We start from the raw sequence: 22,147 nt of genomic DNA, 5'->3' as shown, positions 1-22,147 counted from the left end.
CGCGGGCTGGTTACCGCCTGATGTGCACGATGTGCGCCACGGCTTGCCACGGGTCCAGCCGCACGTAGTTCGCGTGCCCCCACTGCCAGGTCTGCCCGGACACCTCGTCGAAGACGGTGTACGTGCCGTGCGGTTCGAGCCCTATCGCGGCCAGGTCCAGCCAGAGGGTTCCAGACTGCGCCGCGCCCGGGTCCAGCGTGATCAGGCAGACGACAGTGTCCCCGGTCGCCGGGTCGGTCTTGGAAAAGGCGACCAGCGCGTCGTTGTCGACATGGTGGAACCGCAGCGTGCGAAGCTGCTGCAGCGCCGGGTGCATCCGGCGGATCGCGTTGAGCCGCGTGATCCACGGCTGCAGCGACCGGCCCTCCGCCAGCGCCCCCGCGAAGTCGCGCGGTCGGAGCTGGTACTTCTCCGAGTCCAGGTACTCCTCGCTGCCCTGGCGGACCGCCTCGTGCTCGTAGAGTTCGAAGCCGGAGTAAACGCCCCACGTCGGCGACATCGTCGCGGCCAGCGCGGCCCGGATCGCGAACATCCCCCGCCCGCCGTACTGCAGGGACGCGTGCAGGATGTCGGGGGTGTTGACGAACAGGTTCGGCCGCGCCACATCGGCCCGCTCGACCAGTTCGACGCCGAACTCGATCAACTCCTGCTTGGACGTCCGCCAGGTGAAATACGTGTACGACTGGGTGAATCCGAGCTTCGCCAGCCCGTAGAGCCGCGCGGGCCGCGTGAACGCCTCCGACAGGAACAAGACGTCGGGCTCGACGGCCTTCACCTGCCGGATCAGCCACTCCCAGAAGTCCGGTGGCTTGGTGTGCGGATTGTCCACTCGGAACACCCGAACCCCATGACTCACCCAGAACAACACGACGCGCAGGATCTCGGCGTAGAGGCCGTCCGGGTCGTTGTCGAAGTTGATCGGGTAGATGTCCTGGTACTTCTTCGGCGGGTTCTCCGCGTACGCGATCGTCCCATCGGGGCGGGTGGTGAACCATTCAGGATGCTCGGTCACCCACGGGTGATCCGGCGCGCATTGCAACGCGAAGTCGAGCGCGACCTCCAGGTCGAGCTCCTTCGCGCGCGCGACGAACGCGTCGAAGTCCTCGAACGTCCCCAAGTCCTGGTGGATCGCGTCGTGCCCGCCGTCCGCCGACCCGATCGCCCAGGTCGAGCCGACATCACCATCATCGGCGACGACGCTGTTGTTCGACCCCTTCCGGTTCACCGCGCCGATCGGGTGAATCGGCGGCAGATAGACGACGTCGAACCCCATGTCCGCGACCCGGTCCAGTTCCCGAATCGCCGTGCGGAACGTTCCGTGCACCGGCTTGCCCTCGGTGTCCAGGCCCCCAGTTGACCGGGGGAAGAACTCATACCAGGAGCCGTAAAGCGCGGTCTTGCGGTCAACCCACACCTGGTGCGGCTTACCCCTGGTGACGAGTTCGCGCACCGGGTGCGTCGTCATCACCCGCTGCACCGGCTCGGACAGCGCCTCCGCAATCCGCGCGGGCAACGGCAATGACGTGTCGCGCAGCGCACGGGCGGCGGACACCAGAAGCTTGCGGTCACCATTGCGATCAGGACGCCTGCCGACCCGCTCCAGCAGGCGGGCCCCGGTCTCCAGGTCGTTCGCCAGTTCGTCCGGGCTCTGGGCCGCCCCCACCTTCACCTCGACCGCGTGCCGCCACGTCGACCACGGGTCGCTCCAAGCGTCGACCCGGTAGGTCCACAGCCCCGTGGTGTCGGGAACGATCTCCGCCACCCACCGGTCGACGGCCACCCCCTCGGGCGCCATCCGCGTCCGACGAGCTTTGCGGTCCTGCGGTCCCCGCCACATGACGGTGGCCGCCACCGCGTCATGGCCTTCACGCCACACGGTCGCGCGGACGGGGATGTGTTCGTCCACCACGGCCTTCGACGGATAGCGACCACACGAGACGTTCGGGGAGACCTCGTCGATACCCAGCCGACCGCTCACCGGTCAGGCTCCTCTCCGTTGCGGGTGCCTGTATCCAGTTTGCCTTGCTCGATCCAGTCGCACACAACGGCCTCCCGACGTTCTGCCCGCCGAGCACCGTCAAGCCCGGGAATCGATCGGTTCTTCCGCCAGTCTTCCCGCACAGGTTGACAGTTCCCAGACATCCCGCAGTCCACCCACCGTCGACCGGCACCGCATCGCCCGACCCGGCACGGCCCGGCCCGGCCACTGCTCGCCAATCGCCGCAGGTCCGCATTGACCACCGGCTGCCCACGTGCTGCGTTCCGCGCCACGTGTCCGCAGATCCAAGTCCCAGCACCATGTCGTGGTAGTGCCAGCCTGGGCAGGCGCCACCATGGGCCGGGGCTGCCGTGGGACCAGGGCGGCCATGGGACCGCCGAGGCTGCGATCGCGGCAGCGCGACACCACCAGGTACCAGAGCGTGTCGATCACTACCCACAGCCACTACCCACAGCCCGGCCATGGTCAAGCACGCATGCTTCGTCTGCCGCTCACAGTCGAGCGCACGTGCGTCGTCTGCCCGCTCACGGCTTCTGTCGTCGGCGTTCGCTCAGTCGGCAGTTCCTGCCGAGTGCATTTCCGTCCCTGGCTCACCCATCTTTCTTTCGTCTGCTTTCGTCGACTTCCCACCGGCTGCCCGTTGCGCTCGACCAGCGCGACTGCACTCCTACCCGGACTGCCACGACCGGCGACAACGGACGGGCGGCTTGCTCGATCCAGCTTGGCCGATAGGGTCGGTCACCGTGAGAGCCGTACGCCGATTCACCGTCCGTGCCGGTCTGCCCGAGCCGCTTGCCGATCTCGGCATGCTCGCCACCAACCTGCGGTGGACCTGGCATCCGCCCACGCAGGATCTGTTCGCCGCCGTCGACCAGGACATTTGGGAGCGAGTCGGCGGCGACCCGCTCCACTTGCTCGCTCAGGTCCCGGCCGACCGCCTGGAGCGCCTGGCAGGCGACGACGCCTTCCTCGACCACGTGCGCGCCGTGTCCGATGACCTGCGCCGGTACCTGGACGAACCGCGTTGGTACCAGCATCGGGCGACCGAACTCAACGGCACCCGACTCCCCGGCGCCATCGCCTACTTCTCGATGGAGTTCGGGGTCACCGAGGCCCTGCCGAACTACTCCGGCGGCCTCGGCGTCCTCGCGGGCGACCACCTCAAGGCCGCGTCCGACCTCGGCGTGCCGCTCATCGGCGTTGGCCTCCTCTATCGTTCGGGCTACTTCCGGCAGTCACTGTCCCTCGACGGCTGGCAGGTCGAGCACTATCCGGTGATCGACCCGAACGGGCTTCCGCTCCAGCCCCTCGCCGAGCCGTCAGGGGCACCGATCCTGGTACACGTCGCGATGCCAGGCGGCCGGGTGCTCCGGGCCCGGATCTGGAAGGCGCAGGTCGGTCGGGTGCCGCTGCTCCTCCTGGACTCCGACATCGAGGAGAACTCCGACGACCTGCGTGGCGTCACCGACCGCCTCTACGGCGGCGACCAAGACCATCGCATCCGGCAGGAGATCCTCGCGGGCGTCGGCGGCGTCCGAGCCGTCCGCACGTTCTGCGAGTTGACCGGCACTCCCCAACCTGAGGTGTTCCATACCAACGAGGGACACGCCGGTTTCCTCGGCCTCGAACGACTCCGCGAACTAGTATCCGGGCAGGGCCTCGACTTCGACCAGGCATTGTCCGCCGTGCGCGCCGGCACCGTGTTCACCACGCACACACCCGTCCCCGCTGGCATCGATCGGTTCCCGGTCGACCTAGTGCAGCACTACTTCGGCGATGAGACTCTCCTTCCTGGTATTGATCTTCGTCGTATCCTCGCTCTCGGAGCCGAGGAAAACGCGGGCATGTTCAACATGGCGCACATGGGTCTGCGACTTGCCCAACGCGCCAACGGCGTGTCCCAGTTGCACGGCGCCGTGAGCCGGAGCATGTTCGGTGGTTTGTGGCCCGGTTTCGACACCGACGAGGTTCCGATCTCGTCGGTCACGAACGGCGTCCACGGACCCACTTGGGCCGCTCGTGAGATCACCGCCGTCCACGATCGCTCGGATACGGACTCCGACTCCGACCGTCCACAGGTGAACGATGTGGACCTCTGGCGAATCCGGTGCGGCCTGCGTGAGCGCCTGGTCGGTGAGGTGCGACGCCGCGTGCGGGCTGCCTGGCTGCAGCGCGGCGCGTCCGCCCTGGAGTTGAACTGGACCGACTCCGTTTTCGATCCCGACGTACTCACCGTCGGCTTCGCACGTCGCGTCCCCACCTATAAGCGACTCACCCTCATGCTGCGCGACCCCGAGCGCCTGCGGGCACTGCTGCTGCACGCCGATCGCCCCGTGCAACTCGTGGTTGCGGGCAAGTCTCACCCCGCTGACGATGGCGGAAAGGCGCTCATCCAGCAGATCGTCCGATTCGCCGACGATCCAGAGATGCGGCACCGCATCGTCTTCCTGCCCGACTACGACATGTCCATGGCCCGCTACCTCTACTGGGGGTGTGACGTCTGGCTGAACAACCCGATGCGGCCGCTGGAGGCGTGCGGCACGTCCGGGATGAAGGCAGCGCTCAACGGCGGGCTGAACCTGTCCATTCGGGACGGATGGTGGGACGAGTTCTACGACGGCAGCAACGGTTGGGCGATTCCCACCGCGGACGGTGTCAACGACCCTGTTCGGCGTGACGACCTGGAAGCGGCGGCGCTCTACGAGTTGCTCGGCTCACAGGTGGCTCCTCTCTACTACGACCGTGACCAGGCGGGTGTGCCCAGTCGGTGGATGGCGATGGTGCGGCATACGCTGCTTTCGCTTGGCCCACAGGTGCAGGCTTCGCGCATGGTCCGTGAGTACGTCGAGGCGCACTACGCGCCTGCGGCCACTGCCGGTGCGCTGGCGCAGTCCGACAACTTCCGTGTGGCCCGAGACCTTGCCGAGTACCGGAGGCGGTTGTCCGGTGCGTGGCCGCACATCCGGGTCACCGACTGCGAGGTTGGACTCGAAGACGGACAAACCCCGGTCATCGGCGACCGCGTCCATGTGCACGTCTCTGTCGATCTTGCTGGCCTCGACCCCTCCGATGTCGAGGTCCAAGCCGTGGTCGGGCGAGTCGGCGACACCGACAGCCTCAGCGATGTGGTGACAGCGTCCATGCGGCCGGTCGCGGACGGCCGCTACTCCACCGAACTCGCGCTGCCGCATGCCGGCGCACTTGGGGTGACCGCACGCGTGCTTCCCAAACACGGGCTGCTCGCCACCCCCGCGGAGCTGGGCAAGGTGGTCCTCGCCTGATAGTCAGCTCATCGTTGCCTCCCTGTTCTTTCGGCGGTGTCACACGTTTTGTGTGGCACCGCCGTCTTATGTGCTGAATGGACTCCCGCACTGACCGTCTCGAATGGATGGTCTGCGAACGCGCGCCGCGGCGAGTGCGTCGGTGTGTCGAGATCGTCGTCGACGGGTCGATGATCTCGACACACTTTGATGGTGCCATGCCGTTGATGCGATGGCGACCTACTTCGCTCGATCGAGTGAATACCTGTTTTTGCACTTCACAGGCGTCTCAAACGCGCTATCTTCGAACGTGTGAGCGAATGAACGAAGATCCGCTGTACACCAACGATGGAGGGATGGCGACGATGGCGAAGAGCAAGGTGGAGTATCGCGCGGGGGACCGACAGACTTCGGCCGTCGAGCTCAGACGATGTCGAGCCGACTCCGGGTCATGGCGACCCTGGGCCACCACGGAACCAGGTTCTCGGCCTCTGCCAGCACCTCGCGGGCCAGCCGGTTGTCGCCCGCGGCCATGTGTGCGCGTGCCAGGGTCGCCAAGTCGTCGGCGCGTCCCAGTAGATCGTCACACGAGTCCGCCGCGAGGCGGGCCAGCGAGATCGCCTGGCCGGTGTTCCCGGCGAGGAGTTGATGCAAGGCTCGGGAGCCGTTCAACTTGTAGGTGGGGTAGCCGAGGGTCTCCGCGTTCTCGATCGCCTGGGCCGCCGTGCTGAGGCCGAGTTCCGAATCGAGCTGGCCTGCCTCGACGGTGGCGCAGGCCAGCCCGGCCAAGGCGGCAAAGGAAACGGCGGCTTCCTGCGGGGTCTGCAGGCGGTCTTCCACCAATGTCATGGCGAGCACCATGGCCTCGGCGTAGTGACCTTCCGCTTGCAGGACGAGGACTCGTGCCGCGGTGGCCGTGCGCAGTGTCGGGTACTCGTCGCGGAGGCGGCTCGCCAGTTCGGCCGCTTCGTCGAGGCGACCGTCCTGAGTGGCGTCCACGGTTCGTCCCACCATTGGGGCCGCGTCAAGTCGTTGTGCGTGTACGCCGGTCAATCGATGCAGATTGACCAACAGCCATCCAGTCGAGGTGGAGTTGGGTGTTTTCCGCGGGACAAGCCCGTGCCCGACGGTGAACACGCAGGCTGTCCCGAGTCCGATCGTGAACCCGTTCGTCGCGGTGAATGCCGCCGCGACGGAGATGCCTGCGGCTGCCACCCCGGCCGTGGCGGAGCACAGAGCCGCACCCCACATCCGTTGTCGTGCCGGGGCTTTGCCCGGGCCGACCGACACCGAGAGAAACAGCGGAACCGCACGCAGGACGACGACACGTCGCGGAGTCGTCCAATCCGCGAGGCGGGTGCCGATGCCCACGACCACCTGGTGCACACGCGCACGGAAGGCGAGCGCACCGACCAGCATCCCGATTTGGAGCGAAAGGAGGCCAACGAGAAGCCCGACAGCAGTGCCGACGAGTCCCAGAGCGACCTCTCCGACCGAGCGCTCGATGACGGCCACCTCCGCGCTGGAGACGACCGCAAGCAGCAGTAGAGGACTGCGCACAACGTGGAGGACCCGCACGAGAGACAGACGCTACGGCGCGGGATCCGGTTCCGCATCGGTGGCCAGCCGATACCCCGGGGGAGTCGGTCGCTATTTCGGTGGTCAGCCGATACCTCGGGGAGTCGGTTGCTATTTCGGTGGTCAGCCGATACCTGGGGAGTCGGTTGGTGCATCGGTGGTCACCCCGACATCTGATGGACTGTCGCAGAGGTGAGGTTGGAGTGCTGGGCCGCAGCGATTGGCCGTCGGGCACAGGGGCAGTAGGCGGGACGCATGGCCGAAATCGGCCTGTCGAGGCGGTAGATGGGGCTGCGGCGACGGTCGATTGGCGGGATGGGCCTGGGTGACCTGGTGGGCTTGGCTTGGTCGACGGTGGCTCCTTGTCTGCCTCTGCCGATTACGGGACTGGTGGGGTTCCGCCCTCCCGCACAGGCAAGCCGGCAGCGCGCCAGGCTCGGTAGCCGCCGACAAGGTCGGTGGCTTCGCGCAGACCGAGTCGCTTGAGGTCGCGGGCGGCCAGGCTGGAGGCGTACCCGTCGTTGCACAGGACGATCACCGTGCTGTTCTCGGTGAATCCGGGAATGCGGTGGTCGCCGTAGGGGTCGAGACGCCACTCCAGGTGGATGCGTTCCACGGGGATCGAGTCTGTGATCTCGCCCTCCGCCGTTCGGTTCACCAGTGGCCGGATGTCGATGAACAGGGCGCCGTCCTGGCGCAGTTGTTCGGCAGTGGTGGGATCGACGCGGCTGAGTTCGGCGCGGGCTTGTGCCAGGTAGTCATCGACCGCACTCATCAGGCACCTCGCTGGATCGGCAGGGCGGGGATCTCGTCGGGGACGTTGCGCAGGCTGACGTACTCGCGGGTGGGCACCAACGGCGGCGAATACGCGTGCACGCTCGCTGCCATCGCGGTGCCCACATTCTGCACCTGGTGGGCTCGGCCCGCGCCGAAGCCGATCGACTCGCCCGCGCAGTGGAGGTGATTGCGGATCGGACCCGCGGGATAGCGGAAGGTCTCGGCCAGTTCGCCCAGGAGAACTGTGAACGAACCGGACGCGCCCCCGTGGTCGTGCGGGTCGGTTCCCTGGCCGGGGAGCCAGGACAACAGCCACAGTTCGATCTCGTCGGTAACCGCGAGCCGCGACCACCAGCGCTGTGGACTGGAGAACCGAACCATGTCGACCAGCGGTGCGGCCAGAATGGTCGCCACCGCGGACGTCAGGTCGCGGAGGTCGGTCGGACTCCACAATGGTCGCCGCGGCGCGATGACGTTGCGCAACGCGGGCCGGTCCAGCCGGGGGTGGATGTCCAGGTCAGTGATTGAAGCCGGCATGTCTCGCTCCTCGTTCGTGTCCTATTGCGACAGCGGAACGCGACGCGACCGGGCTCAGGCCGAGGAAGGAGGGAATCCGGTGCGCCGCGTGGCGGTACAGCCGCACGACGCCACCCGAAGGAGATCGATCGTGCGGTCGCGCCACGAGAACAACGACCTGGTCACCAGTTCATGCTGGCATGGTCCGACGGAGCATGGGTGCGGTCTCACTAAGTGATACGAGGCGCCCGCAGCAGTAGCAACGCCCGCGCCGCGAGTGTGATCCGTTTGCCTGGTGACAGCGGTTCGACGTCGGCTGGCACGCCGCGCGTCGTGCCGCTGTCCAGCGCGGGGACGAAATGCTGGCCGTAGCGGTCGGCGGGCAGCGTGACGTCGATCGGGTTCGCGCCCGCGTGCAGCAGCAGCAGCCATGAGTCGTCGGCCACCAGTTCGCCTTCACGGGTGCGGGACAGGCACTCGGACCCGTCGATCCACATGCCGATCGTGCGGCGGGACTCGTCGAACCAGTCGGAGTCGGTCATGGGTTCGCCGTCGGGGCGGAACCAGACCAGGTCGGGTTCACCGGAGCGGGTCGGCCTGCCGTCGAAGAACTGTGGCTGGCGCAGGGCCGGGGAGTCGGCGCGCAGTGCGATCAGCCGCCGGGCGAAGGCGAGCAGGTTGTCGCCGCGATCGTCCACGCTCCAGTCCACCCACGACGTCTGGTTGTCCAGACAGTAGGGATTGTTGTTCCCGTGCTGGGTACGCCACCGCTCGTCTCCCGCACACAGCATGGGCGTGCCGGTGGACAGCAGGAGCGTGCCCAGCAGGTTGCGGGCCTGCCGATCGCGCAGTGCCAGCACGGCCCGGTCGCCGGTCTCGCCCTCGACACCGCAGTTCCACGAACGGTTGTCATCGGTTCCGTCCGCGCCGTGTTCGCCGTTCTCGTGGTTGTGCTTGTGGTCGTAGGAGACGAGGTCGCGCAAGGTGAAGCCGTCGTGCGCGGTGATGAAATTGACCGACGCCCACGGGCGCTTGCCGTCGCCCGCGTACAGGTCGGAAGAGCCTGACAACCGGTAGGCGACGTCGCGCAGGCCCGTGGCGCCCCGCCAGAAGTCGCGGACACCGTCGCGATAACGGCCGTTCCACTCCACCCACTGCCTGCCGAACCCGCCGACCCGGTATCCCTCCCCGGTGGCATCCCATGGTTCGGCGATCAACTTGCGGCGGGAGAGCACCGGGTCGGTCGTGATCGCGGTGAGCAGTGCGGCGTCTGGATCGAACGCGCCCCCGCGTGGCCTGGCCAGCGCACTGGCCAGGTCGAGTCGGAAGCCGTCGACACCGAGTTCGTCCGCGAAGTAGCGCATCGAGTCGGCGACGAGTCGCACCACGGTCGGCGAGCCAGGGTCGAGGGTGTTGCCGCAGCCGGTGAGGTCGACGTGCGCGCCGCGTTCGTCGAGCAGGTAGTACTCCGGCGCGTCGAGGCCGCGCAACGACAGCGTGGGTCCGCCGACCCCGCCTTCGCAGGTGTGGTTGAACACCACGTCGAGGATCACCTCGATCCCCGCCGCGTGCAGTGCGGCGACCATGGTGCGGAACTCCTCGACCTCGCGGCCCGGCCTGCACGCGTAGCCCGCGTGCGGCGCGAGGTAGCCAAGGGTCGAGTAACCCCAGTAGTTGTGCCTGCCCGAGCGCAGGAGAAGTGGCTCGTCGGCGAACGAGTGGACGGGCAGCAGTTCGACGGCCGTCACGCCCAGCCACAGCAGATGGTCGACCACGGCGGGGTGGGCCAGGCCGAGATAGGTGCCGCGCAGGTGCTTGGGCACGTCGGGATGGAGCTTGGTGAACCCGCGCACGTGCAGTTCGTAGATCACGGTCTCCTCGAACGGCACGTCCGGGTGCGGTCCCGGGTCGGGCCCGCCGGGCGAGGTGACCACCGACAGCGGAACGGAACCGAGCGAGTCGATCCGCGACGGCGGGCCGGTCATCGGGTCGCCGCGGTAGCCGCGGGTGGCGGCCAGGTCGGCCACCGCGCCGGTGATCCGCCGCGCGTAGGGATCGACGAGAAGTTTCGCCGGGTTGCAGCGGATGCCGCGTGCGGGGTCGTAGGGACCGTGCACGCGATAGCCGTAGCGCTGGCCGGGGGTGACGCCGGGGACCATGCCGTGCCAGATGCCGAAGGTGCGCTCGGTCAGTTCGATCCGCTGCTCGACAGGCCCGTTGTCGCCGTCGGCCACCAGACAGAGTTCTACCGCTTCGGCCACCGACGACGCGACGGCGAAGCGCACGCCACCGGCCTCGGGATGTGCGCCGAGCGGAAACGGATGACCGGGCAGCGGACGCCGAGTTGAGTGAGGCACGTCCTCCATCCTGGACCACCGGGCTGACAGGTTCGAGGTGTCAAGGCCGGGGTGCTGGACAGAGCCACGATTCGGGTTGCCGGTTGGCCCGCGCCTACAGCCGGAAGGTGTGGTGTTCGAACGACTCGTCCTCGTTCTCGGCCGTACGTCGGCTGCGGGAAGAAGGGCCGGGGTTCTCGGCAGGCAGTTCGCCTGACGGAGTCGCGGAGGCGACCAGTGCGCTGAACAGCCGCTGGTGCTCGTGCCAGCCCCGCTGGGACGGGCTTGCCAGCGTCAGCAGCAGCATCCGACCGGTGTCCGGCTCCGGGATGAACCCCTGCAACTGCAGTGTCAGCGGCAGCCGTTCGCGCGCTTGCTCAGGGCCGGGGATGCGCTGGGCGATCACGGCTGGGCCCATCGCGGTCTCCACGGTCATCGTCTCCCGCACGTCCGGGCCGCCGACGTTCTCGACGGAGTCGCGCAGGGCTTCGGCCGTGTCGGTGTCCCAGCCTGCCGGTACGACCAGGGCGACGCCGGTGAGCAGGGCAGGGTCGGCGCCTTCTGGGGTGACCACCGCCATCAGGAACGCGCCCTCCCGCAGCGCGGCGTCCACGGCCTGGGCTGCCAGTGGCTCCAGGTCGGCCGCCGACGCGGGGGTGTTGCGCAGGTCACCGATGATGCTTGCGAACTCCTGGACCGCCAGCTCCGGCTGCCCCATCGACACCTGGCGGGCTTCGGCGGGCATGGCGAGCCTCACGGGTTGTGCTCCTTCGCGGTGACCGCGGTCGTGTTGATGACCGCGTTCTCCGCCGCGCCGCGGCCGGGGTTGCCCGCGAGCTTGAGCAGCTCCAGCTCGCGCCGCTGGGCGGGGGTGAGTTCGACGCCCGCCGCGGTGGCGGACTTGACGGTGGTGTCGACGGCGGCGGAGAAGGCGTCGCCCGTGGAGCGGAGGCGGCCGAAGGCGTCGCGCTGGGCCGGGGTGAACTTCTCCGGGTCCTGGAAGCGCTTGGCGAGGTCGTCGCCCTTGTCGCGCAGGTCTTTGGCGCCCTTTTCGCGCAGGGCCTCCTTGAGCGACCCGGTGGTTCGGGTGGCGTCGCGCAGTTCCTTGATGTTCTTCGCGGCCTGGCCGAGTCCGGCGGAGGTGAATCCGTCCTTGACGCCGTCGCGGGCACCCGCGCCCGCGGTACGCAGCCGCGTGCTGTTCTCGGCGACGTCGTCGAGCAGGCCCTTGCCCAGGCCGACCGCGCCGGAGGTGACCGTGCGGCCGGGGACGAGCCCGAGCCCGATGTCGATCCAGTGCGGCGCGTTGCGGGAGCCCGCGGCCTTCTGGGCGAGCCCGGTGAGCGCGTTGATCCCGCCCGCCCCGGCCGCGACAGTGCCCGCGATCGGGGCCACGACCAGGCCGACACCGGGGATCAGCAGCGAGCCCGCGGCGACCAAGGCCGCCGCGCTGGAGACGATGCCCGAGGTCTTGCCGATCCCGTCGAGGGTCTGCACGAACCAGCCGTCGTTCTCCACGCCGAACACGTCGTCCGGGCCGCTCTTGAGGCCCTCGGCGGCCTGATTCGCCTCCCGCAGGTGCTTGCTCTTGAGCCGTTCCGCGTCGGCGATGACCGCTTCCAACTGCGCCCGCAGGTCGCCCGCCTCGTCGACGGTGTTCAGGAACGCCTGGTACTTGTCGTCGTAGTCCCGCCGGGTGGTGTCGTGCGGGATGGCCGATGCCGCCGCGTCTTGGGCGGCCTCGGCTGCCTTGAGCTGCTTCTTGAGCTTCTTCGCCTTGGCTTCGAGGTCGTCGGCCTTGTCCTGGTTGGCCTTCATCTGTCCGCCCCAGGTCGCCAGGGCCGTGGACGCCTTCGTCATGGACTCCGCGCCCTTGTCGATCCCCAGCGGGAGGTCGTCGCCGTGGTCGCTGAACTCCTCGGCGGCCGAGCCGTCCCAGTCGTCGGCGATCTTGATCGCTTCGGAGAGTCGGGGGCCGACCGCGGCGAGCATGGTCTGCACCTGGGCGAGGTTGATCAGCAGCTCTTGTACCGACGAGACCTCGCCCTCGGCGGGATCGAAGCCGAGTGCTGGGAAGGAGCGTGCCATCGTGGTCAGCCTCCGGTCTTGGCCGTGTCAGCGAGCAACTGGTCGGATTTGGCCTGCTGGGCGGCCGCGGCGACGCGCAGGACGTCGAGCTGCTGCTCGGCGATGCTCTCGTCGACCGCCATCCGCAGCCGGTCGGCACCGGCCTGCTCGACCGCCTCGTAGTTGGCCACCGCGCCGCTGACGTTGTCGGCGAGCTTGTCGATCTTGTCCCGCATCTTCCCGAGGTTGTCGCGCCACTGGTCGGCGAGTTCCTGGGCGGCGGCGGCGATGTTGCCGGGGCCGAGGTCGCCGCTGGCGCCGTCGAGCGCCCCCGCGGCCGCCTCGACCTCACCCGCCAGGGCCTTGAGTTCCCCGACCCGGACGGCCAGGCTCGTGGTGTTGACGGTGTAACCGGTTCCCATCAGCGCACTCCTTCGCGTTCGACGCCAGTCAAGGCGCACTCGCCGCGCGCGCCCAGCGCGGGTGCGCAGGGAGGCAAGCGGAGCGCACGGTGAGGCAAAGGCACAATGACGGCCGTGACCGCGCAGACTCAGGCCAGTGCTCCCGACGACCTCGTGCTGCACCTGGCGGACGTCGGCGTCCGCCGCGGCGGCAACGACCTGCTCACGGCGGTGGACTGGAGCGTCGAGCTCGACGAACGCTGGGTGATCCTCGGCGGCAACGGCGCGGGCAAGACGACCCTGCTGCGCCTCGCGGGCGCCGAACTGCACCCGACGACCGGCACCGTGGACGTGCTGGGCGAGCGCCTCGGCCGGGTGGACGTGTTCGAACTGCGCACCCGCATCGGGTTCTGCTCGGCGGCGTTGGCAGGCCGGGTGCCCGCCGACGAGAAGGTGCTCGACCTGGTGGTCAGCGCCGGGTACGCGGTGCTCGGCCGCTGGCGCGAGGAGTACGACCAGCTCGACACCGGCCGCGCCGGGGAGCTGCTCAAGGCGATGGGTATCGCGCACCTGGCCGACCGGACCTTCGGCACGCTGTCCGAGGGCGAGCGCAAGCGCACCCTGATCGCCCGCGCCCTGATGACCGACCCGGAGCTGCTGCTGCTCGACGAGCCCGCCGCCGGCCTGGACCTGGGCGGCCGCGAGGACCTGGTGTCGCGGCTCTCGGAGTTGGCGCTCGACCCGGACGCGCCCGCGACCGTGTTGGTCACCCACCACGTGGAGGAGATCCCGCCCGGGTTCACCCACCTGCTGCTGCTGGCCGAGGGCGGCGTGGTCGCGCAGGGTCTGGTGGCGGATGTGCTGACCAGCGAGAACCTGTCGGCCGCGTTCGGTCAGGAGCTGGAGCTGGAGCGGTCCGGGGAGCGGTACTTCGCCCGCCGCCGAAGCTGAATTCCGTACCGGCAGGTAGCCTGCGACGGTCGTTGCACCGGACCGGTAGGAGGCGTGGCCGTGGGTGAGTTCGTTCGGCTTGAGGTGGAGGACGGCATCGGCACCATCCGGCTCGACCGGCCGCCGATGAACGCGATCAACCGGCAGCTCCAGGCCGAACTGCGCGTGGCCGCGCACGAGGCCCGCGAGCGCGACGACGTCAAGTCGGTGATCGTCTACGGCGGTCCGAAGGTGTTCGCGGCGGGCGCGGACGTCAAGGAGTTCGCCGAGATGTCCTACACCGACATCGCCGACTACGCCCCGGAGCTGTCCGCGTCGCTGGCCGAGATCGCGGAGCTGCCGAAGCCGACGGTGGCGGCCATCACGGGCTTCGCGCTCGGCGGCGGGTTCGAGCTGGCGCTGTGCTGCGACCGGCGCATCGCGGGCGACAACGCCAAGGTCGGTCAGCCGGAGGTGCTGCTCGGCCTCATTCCCGGCGCGGGCGGCACCCAGCGGCTCACCCGGCTGATCGGCCCGAGCCGCACCAAGGACATCGTCTACACGGGACGGTTCGTGAAGGCCGACGAGGCGCTCTCGATCGGCATGGTCGACGAGGTCGTCGCCCCCGACGACGTCTACGAGGCGGCGAAGCGTTGGGCGGGCCAGTTCACCAAGGGTGCCGCGCGCGCGCTCGCCGCGGCGAAGCTGGCGATCGACTTCGGTCTCGACACCGACCTCGCCAACGGCCTGAAGCTGGAGACGACGCTGTTCGCCGCGTTGTTCGCGACCGAGGACCGCGAGACGGGTCTGCGCTCGTTCATCGACAACGGCCCCGGGAAGGCGGAGTTCCATGGCCGCTGACCCGATGCCGAACCCGCACGCCACCGCCGAGCAGGTCCGGGCCGCGTTCGCCGACCCGAAGCTCGCCAACGTGCTCTATCACGACTGGGAGGCGGGCTCGTACGACGAGAAGTGGTCCATCTCCTACGACGAGCGCTGCATCGACTATGCGGTCGGCCGGTTCAGGGCGGTTGCGGGCGAGCGGGACTGGCCGTACGAGACGGCCATGGAATTGGGCAGTGGCACGGGTTTCTTCCTGCTGAATCTGATGCAGGGCGGGGTGATCAAGAAGGGCTCGGTCACCGACCTGTCGCCCGGCATGGTCGAGGTGGCGCTGCGCAACGCCCGCAACCTCGGGCTCGACGTGGACGGCCGGGTCGCCGACGCCGAGCGGATTCCGTACGACGACGACAGTTTCGACCTCGTCATCGGCCACGCGGTGCTGCACCACATCCCCGACCTGCCCGCGGCGTTCCGCGAGATCCGGCGCGTGCTCAAGCCGGGTGGGCGGTTCGTGTTCGCGGGCGAGCCGACCAAGATCGGCGATCGCTACGCGCGCAAGCTCGGCCAGGCGACCTGGTGGCTGGCCACGAACCTCACCAAGGTCGGCCCGCTGCGGACGTGGCGGCGGCCGCAGGCGGAACTGGACGAGTCGTCGCGGGCGGCGGCGCTGGAGGCCGTGGTCGACATCCACACCTTCGACCCGGCGGAGTTGGAGCGCACCGCGCGCGAGGCGGGCCTGGTAGAGGTCGGCGCGGTCACCGAGGAGTTCGCGGCGGCGCTGTTCGGCTGGCCGGTGCGCACCTTCGAGGCGGCGGTGCCGCCGGGGAAGCTGGGCTTCGGCTGGGCCGTGTTCGCCTTCCGCACCTGGCAGCGACTGTCCTGGTTGGACGAACGGGTGCTGCGCAAGGTGTTGCCGCGCAACCTGTTCTACAACGTGCTGATCAGCGGCCGCAAGTCCCGCTGAGTGGGCTACGCGTTCAACCTCGGCGACGTCGGCTTCCTGCGGTCGGCCGCCGGGTTGGTGGCGGCGGCCGAGGTCGACCGGCTGCCGCTGACCTCCGCGAGCTATCTGGCCGACGTCGCGGCCGCGCGGTCGCTGGCCGGTGATCGCGCGTCCGCGCTGCTGGAAACCGTGCTGCTGCGCCGAAAAGCCATGTCCAAAGTGGACTCTCCAGAGCGGTGGCTGTTCACCGACGCGGCGCTTCAGCAGGCCACGCCCGCACTGGTCGCCGGACACCGGGCGCGCCGACTGGTCGGGCGCGACGTGCACGACGTGACCTGTTCGGTCGGAGTCGATCTGGTCGCCGTGGCCCGGGTCGCCGCGCGCTGCGTGGGCTCCGACCTCGACCCGGTCCGGCTTGCCATGGCGCGCAACAACATCGACGCCGCGAACGTGGCCGCCACGCTGTTGCGGGCCGACGCGCTCGGCCCGGTCACCCGCGGGACCGCTGTGCTCGCCGACCCGGGCAGGCGCGACGCGTCGGGCCGCAGGCGGTGGCGGCCGGAAGATTTCGCCCCGCCGCTCGGCGCGCTGGCCGAGACCTACCGGGGCCGCGACCTGGCGGTGAAGTGCACGCCCGGCATCGACTTCGCGGACGTGCCCTGGGCCGACGAGGTCGAACTCGTGTCCCTCGATGGCGCGGTCCGCGAGGCGTGCCTGTGGACCGGCGACCTGGCGACCGGCGTGCGCAGGCGGGCCACGGTGCTGCGCTCGGACGGTACCGAGTGGACAGTCACCGACACCCAGGACGACGACTGTCCGGTGCTCCCGGTGGGCGAGTGGATCATCGACCCGGACGGCGCCGTGGTGCGGGCCGGGCTGGTGCGGCACTACGCCACCGCGCACGGCCTCGGCCAACTCGACGAGCGGATCGCCTACCTGACCGGGCCGGTGCCGCCACCCGGGGTGCGCGCCTTCCGCGTGCTCGAACACGGCCGCTACACCGAGAAGGCGCTGCGCGCGACCCTCGCTCGGCTCGACGTCGGCCGGGTGGAGATCCTGGTGCGCGGCCTCGACGTCGACCCCAATGCCCTGCGCCCGCGGTTGAAACCGCGAGGTGGCGGGGAAGCCTCCGTCGTGCTGACGCGGATCGGTCGGGCGCCGGTGGCTATCGTGTGCCGCGCGGAGCGCACGTCCAGTTAGGACAGTCTACTGAGGATGAACGCGCGCAGGGCGTCCAGGTCGGTGTCGAGCGCGACGTCGATCGGCCGCGCACCCGACTCGTCAGCGAACGAGGTCAGCCTGCGGTCGGCGATCACCGAGCCGCGGGCCGGGCCGAACGCCGTCTCCACCGCCACGGGCAGCCGGGTGGTGGCGAGGATGCCCGGCCGGATCGCCTCGGCGACGGCGACGGCGTCGTGGATAACGGTGCCGTCGAAGCCCATCGACTCCCGGTAGTGCGCCCGGTAGACGCCGGTCAGCGAGTCCAGGGCAGCGCCGATCGGGCCGGTCGCCGCGAGCCGCGCCAGCCAGTGGTTGTCGACGGCGCAGCGGTAGGTCAGGTCGATGGGCACCAGCACAGTCGGCAGGTCCTCCACCACGAGCACCCGCCGCGCGGCTTCCGGGTCGCACCACAGGTTGAACTCCGCCGCCGCCGTGCAGTTGCCGCCGCTCAGGCCGCCGCCCATGATCACCAGGCGGTCGATCTTCGGCTTGACGCCGGGGTGCGCGGCGAGCAGCAGCGCGATGTTCGTCAGCGGCCCGATCGGCACCAGCGTCACCGGTTCGGGTGATGCTTGCAGCACCTGGGCCATCAGGGTCACCGCGTCCACCGGCTCGACGCCGCGCCCCCGGGCGGGCAGCGTCGCGGCCCGCCCGGACAGGCCGTCCGCGCCGTGCGCGGCCGTGGCCTCGCGCGGCTGCGGGTGCACCAGCGGCCGGGCCGCGCCGACCGCGACCGGCACGTCCTCCCGGCCGCACAGCGCCAGCACGCGCAGCGCGTTGTGAGTCGTGGCCGCCAATCCGACGTTGCCGAACACGGTCGTGACCGCCAGCAGGTCGACCTCGGGGGACCGGGCGGCCAGCGCCAGCGCGAAGGCGTCGTCCACGCCGGGGTCGGTATCGATGATCAGTCGGGGCATGCCACCACCCTGCCATCGGCCCCCGCCCGCTGGGCTACCGTCTTCGGCCATGACCTCGATGTGGGCCTCTCCGGTGGCCGCCCGGCTGCGGTGTTGGTCGCGCGCGCGGCGCGATCCGGCGCAGGCGCGCTTCCTCACCCGGGACTCGCTGCGCTGGGTGCTGCGCAATCGCGCCTACTCGCCCTGGTACCTGGTCCGCTACTGGCGGCTGCTCAGGTTCCGGCTCGCCAACCCGCACATCGTGCTGCGCGGCATGGTGTTCCTCGGCAAGGACGTGGAGATCCACGCGCGGCCCGGCTACGGCCGGATGGAGATCGGCCGCTGGGTGCACATCGGCGACGGCAACGCCATCCGCTGCCACGAGGGCTCACTGCGCATCGGCGACAAGGCCGTGTTCGGGCGGCAGAACGTGATCAACTGCTACCTCGACATCGAACTCGGCGCCGCCGCCCTGGTCGCCGACTGGGTCTACATCTGCGACTTCGACCACGTCACCGCCGACATCCACCAGCCGATCAAGGACCAGGGCATCGTGAAGTCGCCGGTGCGCATCGGCCCGGACACGTGGATCTGTACGAAGGTCACCGTCACCAAGGGCACCCGGATCGGCCGGGGCGCGGTCATCGGCGCCCACGCGGTCGTGCGCGGCGACATCCCGGACTACGCCATCGCCGCGGGTATGCCCGCCAAGGTGGTCCGCGACCGCCGCACCGCCTACGAGGCCGACGCCGAACGCCGCGCCGCGGTCGCCGACATGGCCCGCAAGGCATCGAAGGCCCTGCAGAAGACCTTGGAAGGCTAGGGTCCGAAGGCGTTGCCGGAGGCGATCTTCGGCCTGCCAAGCGGTCCGTGCTCACCGACGCGGGCATTCCCGTAGACGGTGGCGGTCTGCGCGGCGATCAGGTTCCAGTCGAAGTCCACCGCCAGGCGGGCTTTCGCGGTCCGGGCACGGCGCCGGGCCGCGGCCGGGTCGTCCAGGACGTCGCGCACGGCGGTGGCGATGCCGTCGACGTCCCCCGGGGTGAAGGACAGCCCGGTCTCGCCGTGCACCACGACCTCGCCCAAGCCGCCCGCGGTCGAGGCCACCAGCGGCGCGCCCGCCGCGGCCGCCTCCAGCGCCACGATGCCGAACGGCTCGTACCGGCTGGGCAGGACCACCGCGTCGGCCGCCGCCAGGGTCGCGCCGAGGTCGCGGTCGGAGAGCTGTCCGGCGAACTCGACCGCCCGGCGCACCCGCAGCTTGCGCGCCAGCTCGACCAGCGCCTTCGCCTGGGAGCCCTTGCCCGCCACCACCAGCCGGGTGCCCGGGTGCGTGCGCCGGATGCGGGGGAGCGCGGCGATCAGGTCGTGCACGCCCTTCTCCCACTCCAGCCTGCCGAAGAACAGCAGCAGCGGCGCCGCGTGCGCGGCGCGGGTCGGGCGCACGCGCCAGTTCCGCGGCTCGATGCCGTTGTGGATCACCGCGATCGAGGCCGGGTCGATCTCGAACAGGTGAACCACCTCGGCCCGCATCGCCGCCGAGCAGGTGATCAGCGCGTCCGCCCGGTTCGCCAACCACCACTCGACCGAGTGAATCTGCTGGTTGAGCGGCTGGGACAGCCAGCCGCTGTGCCTGCCCGCCTCGGTGGCGTGCAGGGTGGCCACCAGCGGCACCCGCGCCTGGTCGGCCAGCGTGATCGCCGGGTGGGTGACCAGCCAGTCGTGCGCGTGCACCACGTCCGGGCGCCACGCGTCGAGCAGCGCGAGGCCCTCGCGGATCATCGCGTGTCCCATGGCCAGCGTCCACGCGACCAGGTCCTGCTCGAACACCAGGTGGGTGGGGTCCTCGGCCACCCGGACCACGCGCACGCCGTCGTGCAGGCCGTCCTCGGTCGGGTGGGTGAGCGCGTCGGTGCCCGCCTCGTGCCTGCACAGCACGACCACGTCGTGGCCCTGGTCGGCGAGATGCCGCGCGACGGCGTGCACATGTCGGCCGAGCCCACCCACGACCACCGGGGGGAATTCCCAGGACAACATCAACACGCGCATCGTGAACCGGAATCCTCGCCGTCGGGTCTGGGGCACCCTACTCGCCGGTACCCAGCGCGCGTGCGTCGAGCCCGCCGAACAGACCGTCCTCCGCGCGGACCCGCGCCGCCCGCCCGGCGGCCCGGTCGCGGGCGCCCGCGCGCAGCAGCGACGCCAGTTCGGCGTACCGCTCGCCGTGCACTTTGGCCCGGCGGTGCGCGTAGTCGGCGGCGGAATCCTTGGTCACCATGAACGCCCAGTCGCTCGACAGCGCGAGCAGCGCCTCGCGCACCGCCTGGTCGAGCACCGGGTCGCGGCCGACGCCCGCGGGCAGGTGGTCCACCAGGTCGAGCAGGTCGCGCTGCAGTTCGGCGCCCGCGTGCACCAGGTCGGACACCTGCTCGCCGTCCCAGACCCGCCAGTCCTTGCCCGACCCCCACGACGACGCGGGCAGGTCGACCCGCCCGCCGACGTACCCGGCGTCGAGCGCCCCGCCCAGCGACGTGACGCGCACGCCCGCCTCGGGCAGCGCCCGCAGCACCGCCTCCAGCCAGGCCGGGCCCTCGTGCCACCAGTGGCCGTACAGCTCGGTGTCGTAGGCCGACACCACCAGCCCGGGCCTGCCGTGCCTCGCGCGCAGATCGCGCAGGCGCAACACCACCGTCTCGACGAAGTCCGCGGCGTGCCTGGCTATCGCCTCGGCGGCGAGCGCGGCTTCGTAAGGCCGCTTGTCCTCGGGCGCGACCTGCCTGCCGGTGACCCGCGACGGCTTGAGCCCGGACGGGTGGTCGTAGGTGTGGAAGTCGCGGTAAGCGGGGTCGCCGGGGTAGCCCGCCTTGGGCGACCAGACCCGGTAGGTGACCTCCAGGTCGCGCCCGAAGCACACCACGTCGGACTCGCCCACGGTCCGCGCGAACGCCGTGTCGCCATGCAGCGCGGGCCCGTCCACCAGGAACCGCTCGACGCCCGCCGCCGCGTAGCCGCGCTCCATGCCGGGCGCGTAGCCGCACTCGGGCGCCCAGATCCCGGCCGGGGTCCGGCCGATCCGCCCGGCGGTGTCGGCGAGCCCGGCCCGCAGCGCGAACGACCGCACCCGAGGGTCGAGCAGCGGCTGGAACGGGTGCGTCAGGGGGCCGCCGATCAGCTCGACCACGCCGCTGTCCACCAGCGGGCGCAGCACCGGGGAGAACCCGTGCCGCCACCGCGTCTCGAACTCCGCCAGCGCCCGCGCCGACGCGCGGTACTCCGCCGCGGCCACCTCGCGCAGCAGCGGATCACCGCCCTGCCAGCGGACGGCGGCGTACTGCGCGCGCAGGTTCCAGTTGCCCAACCAGTCGTGCAGGCCGCGCAGCGCGTACGGGTCGTCGAGCTGCGCGGCGAGCACCGGCGTGACGCCCAGGGTGAGCACGTCGCGGCGGCCCTCGTCGGCCAAGCGGCGCAGCAGGTCGACCACGGGCAGGTAGGAGTGCGCCCACGCCTGGTAGAGCCACTCTTCGCCGACCGGCCACGTGCCGTGGTGCGGCAGCCAGGGCAGGTGGCTGTGCAGGACGAGCGCGAACCCGCCGATCGGCTCCTTCATGCCCGCGCGACCGCGACCAGGTCGAGGCTCGCGGCCAAGTCCTCGCCGGTGATCTCGAAGTCGTCAGCCGTCACCGACGCGACGGCGGCCAGCAGCTCGGCCGACCACGGTTCGCCCGACACGGCGACGGCCACCTGCGCGTCGATGATCGAGCCGCCGAGCGCGGCGTCCAGCGCGCGCAGCCGCGGGCCGTGCCGCACCCCGCCGAGGAACTCGACCCCGAACCCCGCCGCGCGCACCAGTTCGTCCAATTCGGACGGTGCGAGTTCCCTGGTGTGGAAGGGGTTCAGCGGGGTGTCGCGGCCGGGGGAGAAGGTGAACCGGTTCGGCGTGGTCACCAGCAGCAGACCGCCGGGGCGCAGGACGCGGCGGCACTCGGTCAGGAAGCCCTCCTGGTCCCAGAGGTGCTCGATCACCTGCAGGTTGGCGACCACGTCGACCGACCCGCTCCGCAGCGGCAGCCCGGCGAGGTTGCCACGCACCGTGCGCACCGCCGGGTACACCTTCGCCACGTGCGCCGCGGTCAGCGCGTCGTAGTCCAGGCCGAGCACGAGCCGGGCGCGCGCGGCGAGCAGGTCGGCGCCGTAGCCCTCGCCGCAGCCCGCCTCCAGCACCACGGCGTCGGCGCACCGGTCGGCCAGCCGGAGATAGGCCACCTCGTGCCGCCGGAACCAATAGTTCTCCCGTGCGACGCCGGGAACAGTGCGTTCGCCGGTGAGCGGCAACTGGTCGGCCGGGTCTGCCGTTTCGGTGGACACGGCAGCACGGTAGCC

18 protein-coding genes are annotated in these 22,147 nt (G+C 70.3%); 6 read left to right on the top strand and 12 right to left on the bottom strand.

What is annotated here, in order from left to right; all coding sequences use genetic code 11:
- Positions 1-10 precede the first annotated feature (10 nt).
- A complete protein-coding gene (locus ACT4N7_RS14795; protein WP_444829288.1) occupies positions 11-1,978 on the bottom strand; it encodes an alpha-1,4-glucan--maltose-1-phosphate maltosyltransferase in 1,968 nt (655 codons plus the stop codon).
- Between the two features lie 764 nt (positions 1,979-2,742).
- Here ACT4N7_RS14795 and glgP point away from each other — a divergent pair.
- Positions 2,743-5,280 (top strand): alpha-glucan family phosphorylase, encoded by a 2,538-nt coding sequence (glgP, locus tag ACT4N7_RS14790; protein ID WP_444829287.1) that lies wholly within the window; start codon positions 2,743-2,745, stop codon positions 5,278-5,280.
- 402 nt (positions 5,281-5,682) lie between these two features.
- Here the strand turns inward: glgP and ACT4N7_RS14785 are convergent, their stop codons facing one another.
- The 7 genes from ACT4N7_RS14785 to ACT4N7_RS14755 form a co-directional block, all read right to left on the bottom strand.
- On the bottom strand, positions 5,683-6,774 hold the full coding sequence (locus tag ACT4N7_RS14785) for a tetratricopeptide repeat protein (RefSeq protein ID WP_444829286.1): 1,092 nt from the start codon (positions 6,772-6,774) through the stop codon (positions 5,683-5,685).
- Between the two features lie 442 nt (positions 6,775-7,216).
- Positions 7,217-7,612 carry a rhodanese-like domain-containing protein gene (locus ACT4N7_RS14780; protein WP_444829285.1) on the bottom strand — a complete coding sequence of 132 codons (396 nt, stop codon included), beginning with the start codon at positions 7,610-7,612 and terminating at the stop codon, positions 7,217-7,219.
- Positions 7,612-8,151: a cysteine dioxygenase gene (locus tag ACT4N7_RS14775; protein WP_444829284.1), complete on the bottom strand. Its 540-nt coding sequence runs from the start codon at positions 8,149-8,151 to the stop codon at positions 7,612-7,614. The genes ACT4N7_RS14780 and ACT4N7_RS14775 overlap by 1 nt, the downstream gene beginning before the upstream one ends.
- 209 nt (positions 8,152-8,360) lie before the next feature.
- Positions 8,361-10,496, bottom strand: coding sequence for a glycogen debranching protein GlgX (glgX, locus tag ACT4N7_RS14770; RefSeq protein ID WP_444829283.1), 2,136 nt, complete (start codon positions 10,494-10,496; stop codon positions 8,361-8,363).
- A gap of 85 nt (positions 10,497-10,581) precedes the next feature.
- Complete coding sequence (locus ACT4N7_RS14765; RefSeq protein WP_444829282.1) at positions 10,582-11,223, bottom strand: hypothetical protein; 642 nt, start codon at positions 11,221-11,223, stop codon at positions 10,582-10,584.
- A complete protein-coding gene (locus ACT4N7_RS14760; RefSeq protein ID WP_444829281.1) occupies positions 11,220-12,554 on the bottom strand; it encodes a hypothetical protein in 1,335 nt (444 codons plus the stop codon). Before ACT4N7_RS14760 ends, ACT4N7_RS14765 begins: the two co-directional genes overlap by 4 nt.
- Positions 12,555-12,559: 5 nt before the next feature.
- Positions 12,560-12,955, bottom strand: a complete 396-nt coding sequence (locus tag ACT4N7_RS14755) for a hypothetical protein (RefSeq protein ID WP_444829280.1) — start codon at positions 12,953-12,955, stop codon at positions 12,560-12,562.
- A 105-nt stretch (positions 12,956-13,060) separates the two neighbouring features.
- Between ACT4N7_RS14755 and ACT4N7_RS14750 the strand changes: the two genes are divergently transcribed.
- The 4 genes from ACT4N7_RS14750 to ACT4N7_RS14735 are packed head-to-tail and all read left to right on the top strand — an operon-like array spanning position 13,061 to position 16,850.
- Positions 13,061-13,885 carry an ABC transporter ATP-binding protein gene (locus ACT4N7_RS14750; protein ID WP_444829279.1) on the top strand — a complete coding sequence of 275 codons (825 nt, stop codon included), beginning with the start codon at positions 13,061-13,063 and terminating at the stop codon, positions 13,883-13,885.
- 60 nt (positions 13,886-13,945) lie between these two features.
- Positions 13,946-14,725: an enoyl-CoA hydratase/isomerase family protein gene (locus tag ACT4N7_RS14745; RefSeq protein WP_444829278.1), complete on the top strand. Its 780-nt coding sequence runs from the start codon at positions 13,946-13,948 to the stop codon at positions 14,723-14,725.
- Positions 14,715-15,671 carry a class I SAM-dependent methyltransferase gene (locus ACT4N7_RS14740; RefSeq protein ID WP_444829277.1) on the top strand — a complete coding sequence of 319 codons (957 nt, stop codon included), beginning with the start codon at positions 14,715-14,717 and terminating at the stop codon, positions 15,669-15,671. Before ACT4N7_RS14745 ends, ACT4N7_RS14740 begins: the two co-directional genes overlap by 11 nt.
- Positions 15,672-16,850, top strand: coding sequence for a class I SAM-dependent methyltransferase (locus tag ACT4N7_RS14735; protein ID WP_444829276.1), 1,179 nt, complete (start codon positions 15,672-15,674; stop codon positions 16,848-16,850).
- Here ACT4N7_RS14735 and ACT4N7_RS14730 read toward each other — a convergent pair.
- Positions 16,847-17,788, bottom strand: coding sequence for a nucleoside hydrolase (locus ACT4N7_RS14730; RefSeq protein ID WP_444829275.1), 942 nt, complete (start codon positions 17,786-17,788; stop codon positions 16,847-16,849). The two genes, ACT4N7_RS14735 and ACT4N7_RS14730, sit on opposite strands and share 4 nt — an antisense overlap.
- A 49-nt stretch (positions 17,789-17,837) precedes the next feature.
- Between ACT4N7_RS14730 and ACT4N7_RS14725 the strand changes: the two genes are divergently transcribed.
- Positions 17,838-18,590, top strand: a complete 753-nt coding sequence (locus ACT4N7_RS14725) for an acyltransferase (RefSeq protein WP_444829274.1) — start codon at positions 17,838-17,840, stop codon at positions 18,588-18,590.
- Here the strand turns inward: ACT4N7_RS14725 and ACT4N7_RS14720 are convergent.
- The 3 genes from ACT4N7_RS14720 to ACT4N7_RS14710 are packed head-to-tail and all read right to left on the bottom strand — an operon-like array spanning position 18,587 to position 22,132.
- The gene (locus tag ACT4N7_RS14720) at positions 18,587-19,816 is read right to left on the bottom strand and encodes a glycosyltransferase family 4 protein (RefSeq protein ID WP_444829273.1); all 1,230 of its coding nucleotides are present in this window, start codon (positions 19,814-19,816) and stop codon (positions 18,587-18,589) included. The two genes, ACT4N7_RS14725 and ACT4N7_RS14720, sit on opposite strands and share 4 nt — an antisense overlap.
- Positions 19,817-19,853: 37 nt before the next feature.
- On the bottom strand, positions 19,854-21,374 hold the full coding sequence (locus tag ACT4N7_RS14715) for a 1,4-alpha-glucan branching protein domain-containing protein (protein ID WP_444829272.1): 1,521 nt from the start codon (positions 21,372-21,374) through the stop codon (positions 19,854-19,856).
- Complete coding sequence (locus tag ACT4N7_RS14710; RefSeq protein WP_444829271.1) at positions 21,371-22,132, bottom strand: class I SAM-dependent methyltransferase; 762 nt, start codon at positions 22,130-22,132, stop codon at positions 21,371-21,373. The genes ACT4N7_RS14715 and ACT4N7_RS14710 overlap by 4 nt, the downstream gene beginning before the upstream one ends.
- Positions 22,133-22,147: the final 15 nt, after the last annotated feature.

The sequence above is a fragment of the Actinokineospora sp. genome (assembly GCF_052390155.1).
Classification (GTDB): domain Bacteria; phylum Actinomycetota; class Actinomycetes; order Mycobacteriales; family Pseudonocardiaceae; genus Actinokineospora.
This window is presented reverse-complemented; position numbering and strand designations above follow the sequence as displayed.